Raw genomic sequence first — 19,313 nt, forward strand, 5'->3', positions numbered from 1 at the left:
TCGTGAAATCCCCAGGCAAGTTCAGAATCGAGAGAGACGACAACTGTGCCCATATCCGGAGGAAGCAGTTCCGAGTGATTAGTTAAGGTGATGCTTCCAATTCGAACGTCGACAGTTCGGGGAGGGTGAAGCTTCAATTCTCATAGTTTGGGACGAAACAAGAACTGGTGAGATAAGCAACACATTTCTCAGCAGTCCAGACCAACTGTTTCTGTGAAAAATGTAGATGGAACACCATTATCCGTGATCAGGGTACTAATTCACCGCATGCTCGAGAACTTCCTGCTAAAAGTCCGTCCAATGCGCCATAGGTCGACAGTCGATCGCCGTGGCGGGGGGCAGCTCACATCTTCACAACGGTTGTATTACCAAAGATATCGCCGAGGCGCTGGTTGTTCTCCGTCGAGAGAATCAACACAATGGCGACGAGGACCGGTAGCAGCGCCGTACTCCCGAGGATTTTCGTCACGTTGCGGACGATTGCACCACCGGTTGAACACTGGCGTCCCTCGAGCGTGACGACTCGAATCCCGAGTACCACCTTGCCGGGGGTCTGGCCCCACGCGGCTTCTGTCCCGCAGTAGTAGACAAAGAGAAAGCCGAGCCCGACGAGCGACCCGAGTCCCTCTGCAGCCTCGAGTGTCAATTCACTTGGCCCAAACACAGAGACCGTTGGGACCAACAGTGCGAGTAAGAGAATCGTCGCAATGATACCGTCAACGAGCCATGCGAGGCCACGAGCCAGCAATCCTGCGTGTCGGCGTCCGGAACCACGGGTGTCGTACCTGGCCATACCGCTACTGGTCAACGGATTCCATAAAGTGGCATGGATTCATTTCTGCTGGCGAAACATGTGACTGACAGTCTCACGGAAACACAGCATAGACTCGTCTGCGCGACTCAGCGCCGAAGGGAGTGGATTCGACCGATAACCGCACGCATAACCAAGGGCTGAGCTGGTACAGACACAGTCGATGGACGACGGAACCTCCTTACAAACGCTGCTCGTCGGCGTCGACGCCGCGTGCGATCGGGTGCTCGCACCGATGTTCGACGACGACGAGCTGCCGACAATCGAGTCGATCTACGAGCAGGGGGTCAGTACCCCCCTCGAGTCACAGATTCCACCCTGGACGGCGTCTGCGTGGCCCTCTCTCTACACGGGGAAGAACCCCGGTAAACACGGTGTCTTCGGCTTTCTCTCGTTCGACGGCTACGACTGGGATGTCGTCAACGCAAGCGACGTGCGCGAACGAGCGATCTGGGAACTGCTCGACGAACACGATATGACGAGCGTCGTCGTCAACGTTCCCGTTACCCATCCCGCTCGAGCGTTCGACGGTGCGTTGATCCCCGGCTATACCGCCCCAGAAGACCCAGAGTGCCATCCAGCCGGCCTGCTCGAGGAGGTTCGCGAGGAAATCGGCGAGTATCGCGTCTATCCCGACGAGGAGGCCGACGACCTCGGCAACGCCTACAGTGAGTGTGCGCGCATGCGCGGAGAGGCGTTTCGCTATCTTGCCGACGAGTACGACCCCGAGTTCGGTTTTATTGAATTTCAGGGGACGGACTCGATTTTCCACAAAGAGCCCGACAACGACGCGGCGATCCGCCAGATCTATCGCGAGGTCGACCGCCAACTCGAGGAGATTCTCGAGACCCACGATCCGGACACCGTCATCATCGCCAGCGATCACGGGATGGGGCCCTACGAGGGCCAGGAGTTCCGCGTCAACGAGTATCTTCGCCGCGAGGGCTTCGTCGAGACGGAAAACGGCGGTGACGGCATGCCGACGTGGGCGACGGTCCGAGACGGGGCGCTCAAAGAAGGGACAGACGAGACGACACACAATCCGGGCGTTGCCGAACGCGCGATGGCGAGTGCGGCCCGCGTTGGGCTCACCAGCCAGCGTATCGGTGCCGTCCTCGAGCGTCTTGGCATCGATGACCTCGTCGCATCGCACGCACCGGCTAGTCTGGTCAGTGCGGGTGCAACACAGGTTTCCTTCCCTGACTCAAGGGCGTACGTCCGCTCGCGCATCGAACTCGGCGTTCGGCTCAATCTCGAGGGACGGGAACCGAACGGCGTGGTCCCGCAAGCGGAGTACGAAACTGTGAGGACGCACATCATCGATGCCTTGCGCTCTGCGCGAACACCGGACGGGGAGCCTGTGTTCGAAACGGTTCGCCCGCGCGAGGAGTACTTCCATGGCCCCGAAGCCGAACACGCCGTCGACATCGTCACGATCCCCGCGGACTTCGAACACTTCATTTCGGCGACGCTGCGAGAGGAACAGTTCGGGCCGCCGACCGAGCCCTGGAATCACAAACTGCAAGGGACGTTCGCTGCGCGTGGCACCGCGATCAATCAGGCACGCGGCCTCGAGGACGCACATCTCTTTGATGTCGCACCGACCGTCCTCGCCTCACTCGGTGTGCCGATCGACGAGCAGATGGACGGCCAGGCGCTTCCCTGTGTTGAGTCCTCAGGAGTACAATCCTATTCTCGACGTGGAGAGACCGACACTGTCGATACCGCCGATGCAGCCGTCGAAGACCGACTCGCAGATCTTGGCTATCTCGAGTAATTCCACGTGTTAGTCACATCGTTGTCGTTTTGTTTCACTCCGCAAAGACCGAAACACCGATTGGAGTGGGGCGGGCACTGGCAGACGAACAGATGACTCGCTGTGGCGTGACTGGCTGTCGACACCGAGTTATCCGACAGTCCACAACGGTGGTGACCGAACCGTGACCGACCGGAGCGCTGGGGAGGCAAACGCGGACGCGGACGCAACCGCGACCAGTATTGCACTCGCAGATGCCATCGACGTCTACCTCGAGCGAAAAGCGCTCGGCGACGGCGATCCGGAAACGGCTGGCGTCGGGACGTACGCGGCCAAAGCCGGCTCGATACTGGGCCGATTCGCCGAATGGCTCGAGCACGAATTCGACGTCCGAGCGATTGCTGACCTCTCGGCGGACCACATGCGCGCATATGCCCTCGAGTTGGGCGAGCGCGCTGACCGTGGTGAGTACACAACGTCGACGGTCCACACCTACTACGCCGTCGTCCGAGCGTTCTTTTCGTGGTGCGTTCGCGGCGGCATCGTTGCTGACAACCCCGCCGCAGCGGACCACGCCGAAGCCGCACTACCGAGTGCACATTCAGAAACTGGCGATAACGCACAGACTGACCGCTGGAGCGCGGCCCAGCGCCGACAACTCGAGGCTTACGTCCGAACGCGCTCGCTCGACGCAGATCGCGAACGACTCGAGCGCGACGAACGCCGCACGCGACTGCGCGAGTACGCGATGGTAGCCCTGCTCGCACACTCGCCCGTCCGAGGGTCGGAACTGTTTCGCGTCCCCGAAGATGATCGCCGGACGGGGGCAACCTGGGACGATGTCGACTTCTATGCGGGGACGATTCGCGTCCTCGGCAAGTCCCAGCGCTACGAGGACGTGACCTTATTCGGACCTGCTCGAACGCCGCTTCGCCGATACGGCGTCGTCCTCGATCCACCGTCGAACGACTGGCCGCTGTTTCCAACTCGTCACGCACCGTCGATTGCCCGTCAAGTCAGAGAAACACTTAGACAGCGCGGCCACGATGACGACGAAATTGAGGCGCTCCTCGAGGAGCACACGGCAACGGAACTTGCCCGTGAACGCGCCATTGCGCCCCCAGCGATCACGACCGAAGGCGCGCGCTCAGTTCTCAAACGGCTCTGCTCGGATGCCGGCCTCGAGGTTGACGGCGATTACCTGACGCCTCGAGGCGTTCGGAGTGATCGCGTGACTGACGACCATCGACGTGAGTCGTCGGGTTCGAAACCGATGCTTCGGGCCGCCCTCACCGAGCGGTCGATTGCAGTCCGTCACGAAGACGATTCGATCGTTACCGTCGAACCGACGGATCGCTCCTCGAGTGACGAGACGTAGTCCCCTGTCGCTTTTCGGCACTTACTAAATCGATCCAGAGGCTTCTCGAGCGAGAACGTCCGCCTATCGCTCAACCGCAACTCGGACACGCAGCAAAAAGTGGGGAGTGGTGCTTAGACCAGACGGGAGACAGCGGCATCGAGGAACGTCTGGATCTCAGCGGAGACGAACCCGAGCGTGAGGCCAAGTCCGGCACCGATGACCAGGATCATCACCATGCCGTAGGTGATCGCAGTCGGATCGACGTCCTCCCCATCGAATGGGTGGAAGTAGATCCGGTTGAGGAACGGGAGGATATACCCCGCCGACAGCAGCGTGCTGCCGAGGACGAGCGCCGAGATAATCCACAGTCCTTCCTCGAAGGCACCGAGTGCGATGTACCACTTGCCGACGAACCCGACTGTCGGCGGCAGTCCAATCATCGCAATCCCGAGTGCGGCAAACGCACCCGCCATAATCGGCGCTCGTTTTGCGAGGCCGGCGTACTCATCGACAGTCCGGATACCGCCGAATCGCAGGGCGAACATCCCTGCAAGCAGGAACAGCGAGGCTTTGACGATGCCGTGGCCGAACAGCTGTAACATCGAGCCGAACATCGCGGTTTCGTTCGCGACGGCGATGCCGATGAGGATGAGCCCGAACTGCGACACCGTCGAGTACGCGAGGACGAGTTTGATGTGATCCTGCAGCAGTGCGAAGAAGCTCCCCGCAAAGAGACTTAGCAAGGCACCGACGAGCAACAACTGCGAAATCATCGGGTTCACCTCGAGGAACTCGGGGGTGAAGACGGTGAAGATGATTCGCGCGAACGCATACACGGCAACGGCGGGCATCAACGCAGAGATGACGGCACTGATGCCGTCAGGCGCGGAGGCGTGTGCGTCCGCCAGCCAGGTGTGAACCGGGAACAGTGCGATCTTGATCGCGAGGCCGACGCCCATCAGCACGAACGCGGTGATGACGACGGGGTCGTCGTAGCCCGCCACCGCGAGTTGCGTAGCGAGGTCGTGCATGTTCAGCGTGCCCGTCGCAGACAGCGCGAGTGCAACGCCCAGCAGATAGAACGAGGCACCGACTGTGCCGACCAGCAGGTACTTGAACGCCGCGTAAGTCGACCAGCGGTACTTCGAGGACGAAACCAGGGCGTACGACGAAATCGCCATAATCTCGAGGAAGACGTAGAGATTGAAGATGTCGCCCGTGATGATGACGCCGAGCATCCCGCCGGTGAGCAACAGGAAGCCCGCGTAGAAGGAGTTCCCACGCGGACCGCCGACTCGAGTGTAGGTGAGCACGCCGAGTGCAATCCCGAGTGTCAGGATGACGACGAGCATCGAGAACTCATCAGCGTAGAGTTCGATCCCGTAGGGCCACTCGATTGCGCCGAGCGTGTACTCGACCGGGCCGTTCGTGTAGATATCCCAGGTCAGTACGGCAGCGAGGGCGAACGTCGTCGCGACGATACTTGTCGCAATCCCCCAGCCGACGCGGTCCCAGCGAAGGCTCGCCGCAATCGGAATCGCCGCCATTAGCAGTGGCAAGAGAACAATTGCTCCCGCAAGCCACTCGTATTCAGCCACGGATGACCACCTCCACTGTGGCCGTGCCAGTCACGCCGGCGGCGCCGACGACACCTCGGTCGTCCTCGCTATCCGCCACGCCAGTCCGTCTCGAGGTCGTTGCCGTAGAGTAGGTGTGTCCTTTCATGGTCAGTTGACAAAGAGGGCAAGTGTGAGCACAAGCGTGAGCACGCCGGCTGCGACGTAGACCGTCCAGCCGATACCGAGTTTGCCACCGGTTTTACCGGGTGTTTGTCGCAACCGCTGGTCGTAACGGTCGTGCCAGCGTTCAGGCAGTGCGTTTCGAATCGCCGTGCTTGGGTCGTGTGCCGTTCGGACGAGGCTCCAGCCGGTCGCAACCACGAGATCGTTGACGCGGTTGTAGAACCCGCCGATGCCACCCGAAATCGAACGCGTTCCGTAGAACGCCGCCGGATCAGCGATCTGGTCGACGTCAAAGCCGCCGTGGAGGCGGTCGATGATCGGCCGTCCGAGGACGAAGATGGCGATCCCACCACCGGCCAGATAGCCGGCTTTCAGCAGGTGATCGAACGAGTAGGGGTGAAGCTCGAGTTCGCCGGCCATTGGCAGGTACGGCACCAGCGCCTGGTAGTAGACGCCAAAGAAGATACAGGCGGCGGCGACGGCGCCTGCGACAACTGCGTGGCCGCGGTTCGCGTCGGGCATCTCGATCGGATCTCCGTAGAGGAAGGCGTAGTAGCCGAATTTGATGAACGACGCGAACGTGCCCATGCTGCCGAGGACGATCATCCAGAACAGGATGTCGATCGAGAAGTCCCCGAAGATGACGAGATCAGAGGCGAAGTCGTAGTCGGCGGCGTCCATCACCATCCCCTTGCTGATGAAGCCGTTGAAGCCAGGAACGCCACTAATCGACATCGCGCCGACGAGGAAGACGACCAGTGCGATTGGCGCGGAGGTGCCGATCGCACCGAAGTTGTCGAGTCGCTCCTCTTTGAGTTTGAGGATCAGGATGCCGGCAGCCATGAACAACAGCCCCTTGTAGAGGATGTGGTTGAACAGGTGGGCGAACGCGCCAGCGACGCCAAGTGCGGACCCAACACCGATCCCGGCGAGCATGATCCCAACCTGTGACTGAATGTGATACGACAGCAGTCGGCGCATATCCTTCTGAGCCAGCGCGAAACTCGCGCCGTAGATTGCCATTGCTGCGCCGACGAACGCGAGAATTGCGTTCCCCTCTGGGAACGCACGGTAGGCCGCATACACTGCCGACTTCGTCGTGTAACACGCGAGGAACACCGATGTCGCGACGTGCGGTTTGGGGTAGGTGTCCGGCAGCCAGGCGTGCAGCCCGATCATTGCCGTATTAACACCGATTCCGAGACCAGCCAGTACCGCAGCCAGCGTGAACGTCATGCCGGCAGCCGTAATTTCGATACTGCCGACGATCCCGGTTTCGTCGAAGTGCAAGGCAGTCGGCTCGAGGCCGGTCGAAAGCAAGTACAGGACAATCCCGCCCATTAAGAGACTGCCACCGATACCGTGGGCAATCGCGTAGCGATAGCCCGCTCGGACGGCGGTTCCGCCGGAGAGCCAGACGAAGATCGTACTGGCGATGGCCATGATCTCCCAGCCGATGATTAAGCCGAGCCAGTCACCGACGGTGACGGTCCACAGTGAGGCGGTAACGTAGGCGAGTCCCCACAGCAGGTGGCGTCGGCCGGTGTCAGCGAAGTAGGCGTACGCGACTGCGGAGGCACCGAATGCGCCGAAGATAATCGCCATCAGGCGCGTGAACGAATCGACCTGAACGGTGATTATCTCGAGACCCATGAACATGTACGTCGGGCCGGTTCCCTCGGGGACGAGCAGTGCCCAGGCGACGACGGCAACGAGCGACAGCGTCGCGACGGCGTGGGAGAGTCGCCGAGAGAGCAGTGGCACGAGCAGTGCGCCAATGGCGACGATCAGGGCTGGCTGAATCGAGAGCAACTCGTTCATTATGCAGCCACCTCCGTTCCCGCAACGATTCCCTCAACGAGCTCGTAAAAGCCCATGTAGTCGGGGGCGATACCGAAGATGAGCATCAGCGTAGCCGTCGTCATCAGTGGAACGAGCATCAGGAGTGTCGTTTCGCCGCCACGCAGGTTGGAGCGCTGCCACCCGTCGGCAGGCGGGAGTTGTTCGTGACCGTGGTGGCCGTGGTCCTCGTGTTCATCGTGGTCTTCGTGTGCGTCGTCGTGGTCGTCACCATCGTGACCGTCGTGGTCGTCATCGCGCGTGCCACCATCTGGGCGGTACGCTCGCTCGCCCGGCTGACCGCCGAACGGATTGTCGAGCACTGGCTTTTCGCCGGCCTGGTCCTCGGATTCGAAAAAGGCCGTGTAGATAATTGGCCAGAAGTACGCCACGTTGAGCGCACCAGAGAGGATGAGCACCGGGACGACAAGGACGTACGCGCCGCCGGCTTCGACGCCGCCGGCCATGATATTCCACTTGCTGATGAAACCGGCCATCAGCGGAATCCCGGCCATACTGAAGCTCGCGACGGTAAACGCACTCATCGTAATCGGCATTCGCTTCCCGATGCCTGCCATCTCGCTGATGTACTTGACATCGAGTTCGACGTACAGCGCTCCGGCACAGAGGAACAGCGTCAGCTTCGCGAATGCGTGTGCTGGAATATGGAGCAATCCGCCTAACAGCCCCATCTGGGTCAGTAACGATAGTCCAAGTACGATGTACGAGAGCTGTGCAATCGTCGAATAGGCAAGTCGCGCTTTCAGGTTATCCTGGCGCAACGCGAACAGACTCGAGATAATGATCGTCGTCGCAGCGAGGATTGTCAGCGGGATAGCAATCCCAAGATCGGTGACGACCTCCGGACCGAAGACATCGATGACGGTTCGGGCGATACCGAACGCACCGGCTTTGACGACGGCGACTGCGTGGAGCAGACCCGAGACGGGCGTTGGTGCAACCATCGCGCTTGGCAGCCACGCATGGACTGGCATAACACCGGCTTTCACGGCGAATCCGCCGGCGAGCAGGGCGAAGGCGGCGCGTGCAGCCCATGGATCGGAGGCTGCAACGTCGCCGATACCTTCGATGCCACCGCGGGTGAACGTGATGCTGCCCGTGAGCCAGAATACTGCCATCATTCCACCGAAGACCGCGAGTCCGCCCGTGAGCGCGTACGCGAGGTACTTGTAACCCGACGTACGGGCTTCCTCGGACTCGTCGTGAGCGACCAGCGGATACGTCGCAAGCGTCAGGATCTCGTAGAACACCAGCAGGACGAAGATGTTCGCAGCGAAGGCAATCCCGAGCGCCGCGCCAACGCTCAGACACAACATTGCGAAGAACCGCGTCTGGAACGGCTCGTGATGGCCGCGCATGTACCCGATGCTGTAGATCGCCGTCAGGACGTACAGCCCGCTCGAGACCAGCGCGAAGAGCATTCCGAGGCGGTCTGCGCGGAAGGTGAGGTCGATCCCCTCGACGAACGTCCCGAGGTGTGCCTCGTGGACGGTTCCGTTGAGAACGTCCGGGGCCATACTGAGTACGATACCGAACATGGCCAGACCCGCAAGCAGTGACCACGCCTCGCGGAGGTTCGGCCGGTTCTTCGAGAGGAAGATGAGGCCGACTGCAAGCAGCGGGATGAGCAACACCGCAACTGGACGGAACGAGGTTGTCGTCTCCGCGGTTGCGAGAACGGTTGGCTCAATCATCGCTGCCACCTCCAGTGGAGTCGTCATCGACTTCGTCAGCGGCGATCATCGCCTCGATTTCGCGGGCGTCAATCGTACCGAACTCCGAATGGAGTCGGATGACGAGCGCGAGCGCGAGTGCGGTCAGCGCCACCCCGACGACAATCGCCGTCAGCACGAGCACGTGCGTCAGCGGATTCGAGTGGGGTTCTTCGAAGCCGATAATCGGCGGCGTCGCCCCATCAACGTACCCGATCGTCACCAGCATGAGGTAGACGGCGATCTGGGCGAAATTCAGCCCGATCACCTTCTTGATCAGGTTCCGACTGTCGATCATCATGTACACTCCGATCAGGAACAACGCGAACGATGTGAAATAGTAGTGATAGGCATCAATCTGTTCAATCATAGCGACTCACCTCCATCAGGCTCATCACCGACACCGGATGCAAGCCAGATCACGGCCCCGACGATGACGCCGCTGACGAGCGCGGCGATTGCAACTTCAACCAACTTGACCATGTCCTCGACCGAGAGTGGATACCCCTCGAGATCGAGCATGGCGTCACCGACAACGATTCCACTGAACGCAATACCGCCGAAGAGGCCAGCCCCGAGAACGAACAAACCGGCAAGTGCTCGTCCGTCAAGCCATTGGCGCGTCGGCTCGAAGCCAAACGAGAGCGCAATCAAGACGATGGCAGAAGCCATCACGACCCCGCCCTGGAACGCACCGCCGGGAAGGCTCGTCCCGAACAGCGTGAGATAGATACCGAAGACGACAACGAACGGAGTCAGCATCCGTGCTGCGGTCTTGACGACTGGACTCTGCGTGACGACCGTCGGCGGATCATCAGCGATCTCCTCGAGATCCGGTTTGACTGTCGCATCTTCGGCCGCATCCTGTGCGCCCAAGTCGGGTTTCTCGGCGTCATCGGGCGTCTCCGATGCATAGCCGTGGATCTCTTCGTCACCGCTCGAGGCGTCGGCAAACGGTTCCTCGTCAGCGTCCTGTCCGCCATCGGCTTCGACGTCGGACGGGACGTCGTCGATATCGTCGTCCGTCATAGGATATCCTCCCGTTTGAGTACGATCAGAATGCTCACGGCCGCCGCGAAGGCGACGATGAGTTCACCCAGCGTGTCGAGTCCACGGTAGACAACGAGCACTGCAACGACAGCGTTGGGGAAGCCGGTATCTTCGAGCGTATTCTCGAGGTAGAACGCGTACGGTGTCGTGTCACCGCTTGCGTACTCCGTGGCAACGGCAGCGGTTTCGCCGATTGGATCGAGCGACAGGAACGTATAGCCAAGCGGGATGGCAAGCGCTGCGACGAGCAGGGCGGCCGGGAAGTTGAGCGGGTGGAAGCCACCCGAGCCGTCACCGGCCGTCTCGGTGCTGTCGGTGACGACATCGCCGCCGTCAGTTGTCGGGTTGGCCGTTTCGGCGGCTGAAACGGTTTCGTCATCGTCACCAGAGGCCGAGATGCCGGTGGTTCGCTTCAAGGCGATCAGGAACAACACCGACGTAACGCCAGCGCCGACGGCTGCTTCGATCAGCGCAACGTCAGGGGCAGCCAGCAGGACCCAAATCACCGCAATCGCGAGGGTTAGCCCTGCGAACGTGACGATTGTTCCGACTACGTCGCGTGCGAACGCGACGTACAGCGCCGCGAGGATAACGAATCCAATCAGTCCGAGCTCGAGCCAGATCATTGTGAGTCCTCCGTGTTATCGTCAGTTGTCCAGACATCGATTCCCTGGCTGTAGGCGGCGCGAGTAATTGCGTGGGCTGCTGTGGGGTTCGTGTAGTAGATGAACACGATGAGCAACAGCGCACGTAGGACTTCGCCGGACGTGCCGAAGTAGACGGCAACGCCGAGGATTGCAAAGCCTGCGCCGAGGGTGTCTGCTTTCGTCGCTGCGTGTGAACGGGTGTAGACATCAGGCAGGCGGATCATCCCGACGGCCGCAACGAACGTGAAGAAGACGCCGATTGCGACGAACAGGACGATCAGGGCAGTAACCAACGTCATCGCCAGTCAACCTCCCCGCTTCGGTAGGTAAAGCGACCGACCACGAGGCTCAACACGAAGTTGAGCAAGGCGTAGACGATCGCGATATCCAGATACTCTGGTCGGTCGAGTCCAGCCGCGATCAACGCCAGCACGATCACGATGCTCGTTCCGATGACGTTGATTGCAACGACTCGATCGTGTGTCGTCGGTCCGACCAGGACGCGATAGAGAACGATCAGTGTGAGTACAACGACAAACGCCGCTGCACCCAGCAACACGGTGTTGATAAATTCAGTCATCCTGTGTGCCTCCGTCGGCGTGTCCATCAGTTCGGTCGGCGTCCGCCGCCGGGCCGAGCAGCGGTTCGTCGTCATTTCGCTCGCCGGGACTTGGGAGTTCGAGACCCTCGCGGCCGTAGAAGAGGTAGCGAACGGCTCGCTCGTGGACGCCGTCGACAACATCGTCTCGAGCGCCGGGTGTGAGTGAGTGGACGAGCAGGTGGTGGCCCTCTGCGTCGACCGTGAGCGTCCCGGGCGTGAGTGTGATGCTGTTTGCAAACGCCGTTACCGAGATACCATCGCTGACAGCGGCGTCGATCCGGTCGAGTCCTGGATCGATCGGCAACGAGGGGTGTAACACGACGTAGGCAAACAGCACGTTCGCCTTGGTGATCTCCCAGAGCAGATAGGGGACGAACACCAGTCCACGCCCAACTGTTTGCAGCGCCGAGACCGGCTTTGGCGTCGTCTCAAAGGCAGCATTTCGAAGCAACGCTGCGGCAATGGCCGCTGCGACGACACCCGAAAAGAGCGCGAACGTGTACGTCGGGCCGCCGAGTGCGATGTAAAAGCCAAATGAAACGATGCCGATGATGCCGGCTCGAACGAGTTCGCCGTTGGTCGGCTGCCAGCCCGACGCCGAAACCGGGGCGCGCTCACACTCGAGTGGCGTTCGAGCGAATGTCGATTCGATCGATTGCAGTGTCGGTGCCGTCGCGTCGATCGAGTAGTTCGGATCGAGAACGACTCGCTCGAGGCCGTGGTCGGCCGCGTACTCGACGAACAGTTCGATGTGGTCTGTTGGGCCGGCGACGTACCGGTCTGCACCGAGCAGCGCGGATTCCACACTGAGTGAATCCGGCCCTGCTTCGCGAGCACGTCGTGTCGCACGCTCGAGAACGTCCTCGTACTGATCTAGATCGTCCGTTGCGTGGTGACCCGAGACAGTGCATACGAGGTGGACTGGAGCCGGTGTGTCGCCCTCAGTTGCGACGCTGACTGCGTAGGAAACGGTCTCCTCGAGCGTCGCAGAGGGTGCGACCGGCACGAGAAGTCCGTCAGCCCCAGTCACATCGACCACCTCCGCGGTCGCTGTCGGCCGGCGCGGTATTCGGCCGCGTGCCAGCACCACCGAACTGCCGGACGGCCACCCGGCCAGACAGCGGTGTACGCACTCGATTAGCCGCCACGGCACATCCCTCCTGGTGACCGTCGTTGGATACTCATGACTCGTGTTGTTAGTCGACTCAAGCGGTAGCCGTAGGAAAACTATTTCGCTATTCGATAGATGTTCCAGACCGCGAATAGATATTTTATAATAAATAATTTATCCAAACAACCGGAGATTTATTTGTCGAAACAATTGACGAACATTCGATTCCTGTCTCGCTCCCGTGCCGTCTCGAGGCTTTCAATCGGGAGTTCTCTCTCAATTTCATTTGTGATTTCCCGAAAATAGCACGCATGGAGGGAGGAATCGAAGGAATTGTTATCTGTTCGTCAATATTGGTGTCGGCGACCCGCTCCGAGTCGTTTACGTACCGGCCACCCGCACGGATGACATATGACGCTGTATTCGCGGGTGCGCCCCTTCGCATTCCAACTCCCTGCCGAGACGGCTCACGATCTCGGCAAGCGAACGCTTCGGGCAGCCCAATCGACGTGGCCGACGCGAGCGGCGTTATCGGCTGCGTACCAGTACGAGCATCCAGCACTCGAGGTCGACCTGTTCGACACTACCTTCCCGAACCCCGTTGGTGTCGCTGCGGGCTTCGATAAGAACGCCGAAGTCACCCACGCACTCCGTGCACTCGGCTTTGGATTCGCCGAAATCGGGACTGTTACGCCCCATCCACAGTCTGGCAACGACCGCCCGCGGCTGTTCCGCCTCCGCGACGACGAGGGGATGATCAACCGGATGGGCTTCAACGGCCAGGGCATGACGCAGGTTCGAGACCGACTCGAGGCCGATGGGACGCCCAGTTTCCCGCTCGGCGTCAACATCGGGAAAATGAACGTCTCGACCGAACGCGAAGCCATCGAAGACTATCGGCGCGTGTTCACTCGCCTCTCGCCATTTGCGGACTACGTTGTCGTCAACGTCTCCTGTCCGAACACGCCCGATGAGTTCGATGAAACCTCTCCCGAGCACCTTCGGACAATCTTCGAAACGCTCGAGGACGAGGCTCACACAGACGTGCCGATGCTGGTCAAAATCGGGCCGGACGAACCCGCCGATGCTGTGCTCGAACTCGTCGATATCGTGCAGGAACTCGGCCTCGACGGAATCGTCGCAACGAACACCTCGACCAGTCGTGATGGCCTCGAGTCGCCCAACCGCGAAGAGTGGGGCGGCCTGAGCGGGAAGCCGGTCGAAGACCGCTCGACTGACGTGATCCGCTCTATCACCGAACACACCGACGGCGACCTGCCGATCATCGGCGTCGGCGGCGTCGACTCACCCGTAAGCGCCTACCGAAAAATCCGCGCCGGCGCATCGCTCGTGCAACTCTACACCGGCTTTGTCTATCAGGGGCCGTCGACGGCGAAACGGATCAATCGCGGACTGGTCGCACTCCTCAAGCGTGACGGCTTTGACTCGGTTGAAGACGCCGTTGGTGCTGACCTCGAGTGACCGCGAGCATGGTACTGTCGAGCGGTAGTGTTGCGGCCCCTGTGTAGCGATAACGAAGCCGAGGTGCGCGGGTTTTGCGCCTCGTCACGTCGGAGATGTCTCACTCCAATTCGGCGTTACAGCTATTACATTCCGTTACATAGCGACTGGTATGCCCATCGACATCGAGCAGTTCGAGGAGGACCCGGTGCAAACGCTTCGAGCGAGCGGGCAAACAAACGCGGAGGAAATCCTCACGTTCCTCTCAACGTCACCGGATCAAGCATTCACGCCGAAAGAAATCCACGAAGCAACCGATGTTGCACGTGGGAGCGTTGGCGTCGTCCTCTCTCGATTAGAAGAACGTGGACTCGTTCGCCACCGTGGCGAGTACTGGGCAATTGCCGATACCGAAGACATCGAGAAGACACTCAGTGCGATGGCAACCGCTCGTGCAGCGACTGATCGACTCGGTCCGGAAGACCCTGACGAATGGGGTCCCGGTGTAGAGACACCCACCGAGGACGAGTAGATGGCTGTCACGCAAGGAGATGTCTGGCGGGGTCCAGCACCACACAAATCCGCTTCCGCATACCGGCCGTGGCTCGTCGTAAGCAACACGATACATCCATTTTCGGATGAAGAGTGTCTCACCGTCGGAATGACGACCCAGAGCCATCCCAATGGAATCGCTGTTCCTGCTGACGCATGGGTTCAAGCTGGCTCGAAAAAAGACGCCTACATCTCTCCCTGGTACGTGACGACGATCAAACATCGAGACCTCGAGAATCAGCAAGGGACGCTCGATACCTCCCTTGTTGTCGATGCTACCGACGCACTGTCTGAGTATACGTCACTGTAACTGGCCTGTATCGCGCGCGTATGAAACGCTACTCGTCGACGCGAACTCGAGTCCCGTACCCCGACTCGCCGACGACCTCGCCATCTTCGGCGACGAGTTCGCCGCGGACAACGGTTGCGACGGCTTTGCCCGTAAAGGACTCGCCGATAAACGGCGTTACACAGTTTTTCGAGTGGAGTTGGTCGGCATCTTCAAGCGTCCACTCGAGGTCCGGATCGACGATGGTGAAATCGGCGTCGGTGCCGACTTGGAGCGAGCCTTTCTGTGGGTACATCCCCCAGACCTGTGCCGGCCGGGTCGAGTGGCGATAGACCCACTCCTCGAGCGTGAGTCGTCCTTCGTTGACGAACGTGAGCAGAGCAGGGACTTCGGTCTCGAGGCCGACGAAGCCCGAAATCGCGTCCCAGGTGTTTCCGAACGGATCATCGACTTTCTTTTCCTCTGGTGTGTGTGGTGCGTGGTCCGTCGCGATGCAGTCGATTGCGCTCTCATCAATGCCGACCTCCCAGAGGGTTTCACGTTCCTGGGCATCGCGAATCGGCGGTTGAATTCTGGCTGGATTCCCTTTCTCGCGCATGACTTCCTCGGTGAACCAGAGGTAGTGTGGGCAAGTTTCAGCAGTCACGTCGACGCCGCGTTCTTTCCCGCGGGCAACGGCTTCTGCAGCAGACCCCGACGAAACGTGGTACATGTGGACTTTCGTCCCGGTCTGTTCGGCGAAGGTGATCATCCGCTCGACGGCTTCCTGTTCGGCGATCACAGGTCGGGAGTGGGAGTGATCGATAGGTTCGTTTCGACCCTCAGCCTGGAATTTTTCGGTGTAGTAGTCGATGATCTCGCCGTTTTCCTCGTGGAAGCCGAGTCGCTTGCCCGTCTGTGCAATTCGTTCCATTGCCTCGAGAATTTCGCCATCGTTCGGCGGCGGGACATCGCCCACGGTCGAGCCAAGGAAGATTTTGAACCCGAGCGCACCGGCCTCGTCGATATCGGGAATCAGATCGAGATTCTCGCTCGTGACGACCGCGTAGCTCTGGAAATCGACATGGGTGGACGCTTCGCCGCGCTCGAACTTGAGCTCGAGATGCTCGGGCCGGTCGATGACGGGATCGGTGTTTGGCATGCCGACAACGGTCGTCACACCGCCCGCAGCGGCCGCTCGAGTGGCGGACTCCCAGTCTTCTTTGTACTCGAGGCCGGGTTCGCGGTTGTGGATGTGGCCGTCGATGATTCCGGGGACCAGGAGTGCGCCCTCGGCGTCGTAGACGCGCTCGGCGTCGGGAAGTTGCTCGTCGCGGCCGCGGGCGACGATGGTCCCGTTGTCGACGGCGACGCCCGTCTCGGGTTCGCGACCGGCAGGCGTCACGACGGTACAGTTGCGGACGACGAGATCGACAGTCATTGGCATGCGCTTGCCGAGGCGGGGGCATATAGCTTCTGTTGACTCGAGAGCGAATGCCGGTGACCCAAGTGGCCGTCTCTCGGGATATAAGCGGCTAATACTGTCCGGTATGGATGATATACTAAACCCACCTGCCCCGGTTCGTTCGCCAATGCGTTCGCCACCGATTCGCGATCGGACGGTTCTTGTTACCGGCGGTGCCGGCTTTATCGGAAGCCACCTCGTCGAGACACTGGCCCCGCACAACGAGGTGCGGGTGCTCGATAACTTCTCGACGGGTGATCAGTCATATCTTCCTGAGGACGTGACCGTCGTCGAAGGCGATATCAGCGATCCGATCGCGCTCCAGCAAGCCGCACGGGGCGCCGACATCATCTTCCATCAGGCTGCGATGGTCAGCGTCGGTCAGAGTGTTGCCGCACCGCGGGCCAGCAACGAAACGAACCTCGAGGCGAGTCTCCTCGTGTTAGAGCAGGCCCGACAGGAAGACGCCCGCGTCGTCGCCGCCTCGAGTGCGGCAGTGTACGGTCATCCGGATGAACTACCGGTGCCGGAGACGGCCTCGACGGAGCCCACGTCGCCGTACGGAATCCAGAAGCTCGCACTCGATCAGTACGTCCGGCGCTACGAAGAGTTGTACGACCTCGAGACGGTTGCGCTGCGCTACTTCAACGTCTACGGCCCGCGCCAACAGGGGCCCTACAGCGGTGTCATTTCGACGTTCCTCGAGCAGGCTCGCGCGGGCGAGGCGATCACCGTCGAAGGCGACGGCGAGCAGACGCGTGATTTCGTCCATGTCGACGATGTCGTTCGTGCGAATCTGCGCGCAGCGACGACCGACAGCGTGGGAGAGGCGTACAACATCGGGACGGGCGAGCGGATCTCAATTCGCGAACTCGCCGAGACGATTCGCGACGCGACCGATTCTCAGTCGCCGGTCATCCACAAAGATCCGCGGCCAGGCGATATCCGACACAGCGGTGCGGACGTCTCCAAAGCGGATAGCGAGCTTGGATTCGACGCTCGCATCAGCCTCGAGTCCGGAATTCGATCGCTCATTTCATCGGAGCCGGCGACGGCATCGGAACGAGCGGCCGAGCGAGCCGTGGACGCTCAGTAACATCTCGAGTGCGACCGCAGGTAGGCCGGTATTGCTGCCGAACGTGGCGCCGTTGCAAACGTCCAGAGGACCGATCAGGTTCGTGTAGGTGAGTGATAACTATCGGTCTCGCTGCTGGCGACCTGATGCATGATCGATAGCCTCATTGTCTTCGGTGTGAGCCTGCTCATCGGTGCCGTGGGCATCTACGCCGGAGCGAAAGTGATAGTCGATGCAGAAGATTACACGTACGCGCTAGTCACCGCACTGATCGGGGCAGTCATCTGGGCCCTCGTCGGGTTCTTCTTCGGCTGGATCCCGCTGCTTGGCCCCGCGCTCGTCCTTGTGGCGTACCTCGCGGTGATCAACGCACGCTATCCAGGCGGCTGGGTCGATGCGGCAGCGATTACGATTGTCGCCTGGGTTTCGGTGCTGATCGTTCTGTACGTCCTTGCACTCGTCGGTGTCACCGGCTTCGATGCCGTTGGCGTCCCAGGTGTCTAACGGAGGTACGTTGACGATCCACGATACGCCACGCCACAGCCAGTGTGACGAATCGGACAGCATTTTTTCGACCCCGTTCACCCGCAGCCCTCACCGTTGATTCACGTCCCCAGTGCAACTGTCTCGTGTTAGTTGGTCACGTGAGTCATTCATACTTGCAAGCAGGATTCGAAGCGGCTTGCATCTGCAAGGCCAAACGGCCTCGAGACGCCGTCTCATCAGAGAATTTGAGGATTACTCGATGAAGTCACATTGAATCCGGGCAAATCGTACCGAACGTCCGTCCGAGTTTATTCCGGTCCTCGGCATACGCTGCGGTGACAGCCGTCTGATCACCGTGAAGGGAGATTGCTGTATGAGTCTCCGGTGTGCTCCACGGACCGTCCGTCGGCGCGCCGGTACGAACAGGATCCGCACAAGGTCGCTGTCACACCGGACCTACCGCGGCGCTATCGGCTGAGATCGACACTGGTCGATCTCTGGGGAGCAGCCGGACATCCGCGCCAGTTGATAGGGCCTTGCGAGGCGGTGAGACGAACGTGACTGGCACAGTTCGTCTCACCGCCTCGAGACCCACGGTCGACGAAGACGGCCGCACCGAACTGACAGTCCCCTCAGTCGTTCGGAAACGCTACGAACCACGATTCAGCCCACATTGACCCCTCTCAACCATGACACGCACTCTACTACCTGACTGTGACCGTATCGACTCGAGCAACCGACCCGCGCCACAGTCACACTATGACGAGCACTAACTCGATTGCCCCCGATGTCTCAGCGGTACTCGCCGGCAACCCACACGTTGCGGCGATGTTTGGAATCGTTGCACTCGCACTGCTTGGTGGCGTACTCGCCATCCGAAACCGGTTGAGTGACCGAACGCGACTGGCCACCCAACGCGACGATCACAGCGAGGAGTTCATCACGGACCGCGAGCGGGTCCAGCAACTCGTGACGGACAACGGCGGGCGGATGAAACAGTCGCGGATCGTCGACTCCGTCGACTGGTCGAAAGCCAAGGTGAGTCGTCTGCTGGCCGAACTCGAGGATGACGGCCAGATTACGAAACTCCGTCTAGGCCGCGAAAATCTGGTTTGTCTGCCAGGCCACGAACCGACCGCCTCGAAGTCCCCCGAACAGCTCCAACGCGAGTAGTATTTCTGTTACTCTTTCAACTGCATAACGGATTCCACAATGAGTCTGCGATCTGAAACCGCTGCCCAGATTGCCTCGAAGGTGTCCCATGAGTCTCTGTATCGTAGAACAGAGGGAGCCCAAAACATCGATTGTTCTGGATAATCCAACAACCCTTTCACTCGTTTCGCGGAGACAATCATG

Annotated in this window: 20 protein-coding genes; 8 read left to right on the forward strand and 12 right to left on the reverse strand. The window is 60.4% G+C overall.

The genetic code is table 11. The annotated features are described in order from the left end of the window. Positions 1 to 343 precede the first annotated feature (343 nt). A complete protein-coding gene (locus tag G6M89_RS19765) occupies positions 344 to 793 on the reverse strand; it encodes an RDD family protein (protein WP_165163614.1) in 450 nt (149 codons plus the stop codon). Between the two features lie 181 nt (positions 794 to 974). On the opposite strand from G6M89_RS19765, the gene G6M89_RS19770 reads away from it, so the two are divergent. Both G6M89_RS19770 and G6M89_RS19775 read left to right on the forward strand, forming a co-directional pair. After that, positions 975 to 2,588 carry an alkaline phosphatase family protein gene (locus G6M89_RS19770; RefSeq protein WP_165163615.1) on the forward strand — a complete coding sequence of 538 codons (1,614 nt, stop codon included), beginning with the start codon at positions 975 to 977 and terminating at the stop codon, positions 2,586 to 2,588. 163 nt (positions 2,589 to 2,751) lie between these two features. After that, a complete protein-coding gene (locus tag G6M89_RS19775; RefSeq protein WP_165163616.1) occupies positions 2,752 to 3,945 on the forward strand; it encodes a recombinase XerD in 1,194 nt (397 codons plus the stop codon). 113 nt (positions 3,946 to 4,058) lie between these two features. Here G6M89_RS19775 and G6M89_RS19780 read toward each other — a convergent pair whose 3' ends face one another. Genes G6M89_RS19780 through G6M89_RS19820 form a run of 10 tightly spaced genes read right to left on the reverse strand, consistent with a single transcriptional unit; the run spans position 4,059 to position 12,569 of the window. Then, positions 4,059 to 5,525 (reverse strand): monovalent cation/H+ antiporter subunit D family protein, encoded by a 1,467-nt coding sequence (locus tag G6M89_RS19780; protein WP_165163617.1) that lies wholly within the window; start codon positions 5,523 to 5,525, stop codon positions 4,059 to 4,061. Continuing rightward, a complete protein-coding gene (locus G6M89_RS22645; RefSeq protein WP_255488559.1) occupies positions 5,518 to 5,652 on the reverse strand; it encodes a hypothetical protein in 135 nt (44 codons plus the stop codon). The genes G6M89_RS19780 and G6M89_RS22645 overlap by 8 nt, the downstream gene beginning before the upstream one ends. Before the next feature lie 2 nt (positions 5,653 to 5,654). After that, positions 5,655 to 7,490 carry a Na(+)/H(+) antiporter subunit D gene (locus G6M89_RS19785; protein ID WP_165163618.1) on the reverse strand — a complete coding sequence of 612 codons (1,836 nt, stop codon included), beginning with the start codon at positions 7,488 to 7,490 and terminating at the stop codon, positions 5,655 to 5,657. Further along, positions 7,490 to 9,223 (reverse strand): proton-conducting transporter membrane subunit, encoded by a 1,734-nt coding sequence (locus G6M89_RS19790; RefSeq protein ID WP_165163619.1) that lies wholly within the window; start codon positions 9,221 to 9,223, stop codon positions 7,490 to 7,492. The genes G6M89_RS19785 and G6M89_RS19790 overlap by 1 nt, the downstream gene beginning before the upstream one ends. Next, positions 9,216 to 9,611 carry a sodium:proton antiporter gene (locus tag G6M89_RS19795; protein ID WP_165163620.1) on the reverse strand — a complete coding sequence of 132 codons (396 nt, stop codon included), beginning with the start codon at positions 9,609 to 9,611 and terminating at the stop codon, positions 9,216 to 9,218. The genes G6M89_RS19790 and G6M89_RS19795 overlap by 8 nt, the downstream gene beginning before the upstream one ends. Further along, positions 9,608 to 10,270: an MnhB domain-containing protein gene (locus G6M89_RS19800; RefSeq protein WP_165163621.1), complete on the reverse strand. Its 663-nt coding sequence runs from the start codon at positions 10,268 to 10,270 to the stop codon at positions 9,608 to 9,610. The genes G6M89_RS19795 and G6M89_RS19800 overlap by 4 nt, the downstream gene beginning before the upstream one ends. Then, complete coding sequence (gene mbhE / locus G6M89_RS19805; protein WP_165163622.1) at positions 10,267 to 10,917, reverse strand: hydrogen gas-evolving membrane-bound hydrogenase subunit E; 651 nt, start codon at positions 10,915 to 10,917, stop codon at positions 10,267 to 10,269. Before mbhE ends, G6M89_RS19800 begins: the two co-directional genes overlap by 4 nt. Further along, positions 10,914 to 11,237 (reverse strand): monovalent cation/H(+) antiporter subunit G, encoded by a 324-nt coding sequence (gene mnhG, locus G6M89_RS19810; protein WP_165163623.1) that lies wholly within the window; start codon positions 11,235 to 11,237, stop codon positions 10,914 to 10,916. Before mnhG ends, mbhE begins: the two co-directional genes overlap by 4 nt. Continuing rightward, entirely contained in the window at positions 11,234 to 11,518 is a 285-nt protein-coding gene (locus tag G6M89_RS19815; protein WP_165163624.1) for a cation:proton antiporter, read from the reverse strand. Before G6M89_RS19815 ends, mnhG begins: the two co-directional genes overlap by 4 nt. Next, positions 11,511 to 12,569 carry a monovalent cation/H+ antiporter subunit E gene (locus G6M89_RS19820; RefSeq protein ID WP_165163625.1) on the reverse strand — a complete coding sequence of 353 codons (1,059 nt, stop codon included), beginning with the start codon at positions 12,567 to 12,569 and terminating at the stop codon, positions 11,511 to 11,513. Before G6M89_RS19820 ends, G6M89_RS19815 begins: the two co-directional genes overlap by 8 nt. A 492-nt stretch (positions 12,570 to 13,061) precedes the next feature. Here G6M89_RS19820 and G6M89_RS19825 point away from each other — a divergent pair, with 492 nt between their 5' ends. The 3 genes from G6M89_RS19825 to G6M89_RS19835 all read left to right on the forward strand — a co-directional run bounded on the left by G6M89_RS19825 (position 13,062) and on the right by G6M89_RS19835 (position 14,973). After that, entirely contained in the window at positions 13,062 to 14,132 is a 1,071-nt protein-coding gene (locus tag G6M89_RS19825) for a quinone-dependent dihydroorotate dehydrogenase (protein ID WP_165163626.1), read from the forward strand. Between the two features lie 151 nt (positions 14,133 to 14,283). Further along, the gene (locus tag G6M89_RS19830) at positions 14,284 to 14,643 is read left to right on the forward strand and encodes a helix-turn-helix domain-containing protein (RefSeq protein WP_165163627.1); all 360 of its coding nucleotides are present in this window, start codon (positions 14,284 to 14,286) and stop codon (positions 14,641 to 14,643) included. Next, entirely contained in the window at positions 14,644 to 14,973 is a 330-nt protein-coding gene (locus G6M89_RS19835; protein ID WP_165163628.1) for a type II toxin-antitoxin system PemK/MazF family toxin, read from the forward strand. A 28-nt stretch (positions 14,974 to 15,001) separates the two neighbouring features. Here the strand turns inward: G6M89_RS19835 and allB are convergent, their stop codons facing one another. Continuing rightward, on the reverse strand, positions 15,002 to 16,372 hold the full coding sequence (gene allB, locus G6M89_RS19840; RefSeq protein WP_165163629.1) for an allantoinase AllB: 1,371 nt from the start codon (positions 16,370 to 16,372) through the stop codon (positions 15,002 to 15,004). Positions 16,373 to 16,523: 151 nt separating this feature from the next. Between allB and G6M89_RS19845 the strand changes: the two genes are divergently transcribed. The 3 genes from G6M89_RS19845 to G6M89_RS19855 all read left to right on the forward strand — a co-directional run bounded on the left by G6M89_RS19845 (position 16,524) and on the right by G6M89_RS19855 (position 19,130). After that, positions 16,524 to 17,492 carry an NAD-dependent epimerase/dehydratase family protein gene (locus G6M89_RS19845; protein ID WP_165163630.1) on the forward strand — a complete coding sequence of 323 codons (969 nt, stop codon included), beginning with the start codon at positions 16,524 to 16,526 and terminating at the stop codon, positions 17,490 to 17,492. A 129-nt stretch (positions 17,493 to 17,621) separates the two neighbouring features. Further along, the gene (locus tag G6M89_RS19850) at positions 17,622 to 17,975 is read left to right on the forward strand and encodes a hypothetical protein (RefSeq protein ID WP_165163631.1); all 354 of its coding nucleotides are present in this window, start codon (positions 17,622 to 17,624) and stop codon (positions 17,973 to 17,975) included. A gap of 741 nt (positions 17,976 to 18,716) precedes the next feature. Then, on the forward strand, positions 18,717 to 19,130 hold the full coding sequence (locus G6M89_RS19855) for a hypothetical protein (protein ID WP_241175451.1): 414 nt from the start codon (positions 18,717 to 18,719) through the stop codon (positions 19,128 to 19,130). The last annotated feature ends 183 nt before the right edge of the window (positions 19,131 to 19,313 follow it).

The organism is Natronolimnobius sp. AArcel1 (assembly GCF_011043775.1).
In the GTDB taxonomy this organism is placed as follows: domain Archaea; phylum Halobacteriota; class Halobacteria; order Halobacteriales; family Natrialbaceae; genus Natronolimnobius.

What these genes read in the sequence shown, in the direction of transcription:
- G6M89_RS19765 (WP_165163614.1), bottom strand. Translation starts at nt 793, where the DNA reads ATGGCCAGGTACGACACCCGTGGTTCCGGACGCCGACACGCAGGATTG.
- G6M89_RS19770 (WP_165163615.1), top strand. Translation starts at nt 975, where the DNA reads ATGGACGACGGAACCTCCTTACAAACGCTGCTCGTCGGCGTCGACGCC.
- G6M89_RS22645 (WP_255488559.1), bottom strand. Translation starts at nt 5,652, where the DNA reads ATGAAAGGACACACCTACTCTACGGCAACGACCTCGAGACGGACTGGC.
- G6M89_RS19785 (WP_165163618.1), bottom strand. Translation starts at nt 7,490, where the DNA reads ATGAACGAGTTGCTCTCGATTCAGCCAGCCCTGATCGTCGCCATTGGC.
- G6M89_RS19790 (WP_165163619.1), bottom strand. Translation starts at nt 9,223, where the DNA reads ATGATTGAGCCAACCGTTCTCGCAACCGCGGAGACGACAACCTCGTTC.
- G6M89_RS19795 (WP_165163620.1), bottom strand. Translation starts at nt 9,611, where the DNA reads ATGATTGAACAGATTGATGCCTATCACTACTATTTCACATCGTTCGCG.
- G6M89_RS19800 (WP_165163621.1), bottom strand. Translation starts at nt 10,270, where the DNA reads ATGACGGACGACGATATCGACGACGTCCCGTCCGACGTCGAAGCCGAT.
- mbhE (WP_165163622.1), bottom strand. Translation starts at nt 10,917, where the DNA reads ATGATCTGGCTCGAGCTCGGACTGATTGGATTCGTTATCCTCGCGGCG.
- mnhG (WP_165163623.1), bottom strand. Translation starts at nt 11,237, where the DNA reads ATGACGTTGGTTACTGCCCTGATCGTCCTGTTCGTCGCAATCGGCGTC.
- G6M89_RS19815 (WP_165163624.1), bottom strand. Translation starts at nt 11,518, where the DNA reads ATGACTGAATTTATCAACACCGTGTTGCTGGGTGCAGCGGCGTTTGTC.
- G6M89_RS19825 (WP_165163626.1), top strand. Translation starts at nt 13,062, where the DNA reads ATGACGCTGTATTCGCGGGTGCGCCCCTTCGCATTCCAACTCCCTGCC.
- G6M89_RS19830 (WP_165163627.1), top strand. Translation starts at nt 14,284, where the DNA reads ATGCCCATCGACATCGAGCAGTTCGAGGAGGACCCGGTGCAAACGCTT.
- G6M89_RS19835 (WP_165163628.1), top strand. Translation starts at nt 14,644, where the DNA reads ATGGCTGTCACGCAAGGAGATGTCTGGCGGGGTCCAGCACCACACAAA.
- allB (WP_165163629.1), bottom strand. Translation starts at nt 16,372, where the DNA reads ATGACTGTCGATCTCGTCGTCCGCAACTGTACCGTCGTGACGCCTGCC.
- G6M89_RS19845 (WP_165163630.1), top strand. Translation starts at nt 16,524, where the DNA reads ATGCGTTCGCCACCGATTCGCGATCGGACGGTTCTTGTTACCGGCGGT.
- G6M89_RS19850 (WP_165163631.1), top strand. Translation starts at nt 17,622, where the DNA reads ATGATCGATAGCCTCATTGTCTTCGGTGTGAGCCTGCTCATCGGTGCC.
- G6M89_RS19855 (WP_241175451.1), top strand. Translation starts at nt 18,717, where the DNA reads ATGACGAGCACTAACTCGATTGCCCCCGATGTCTCAGCGGTACTCGCC.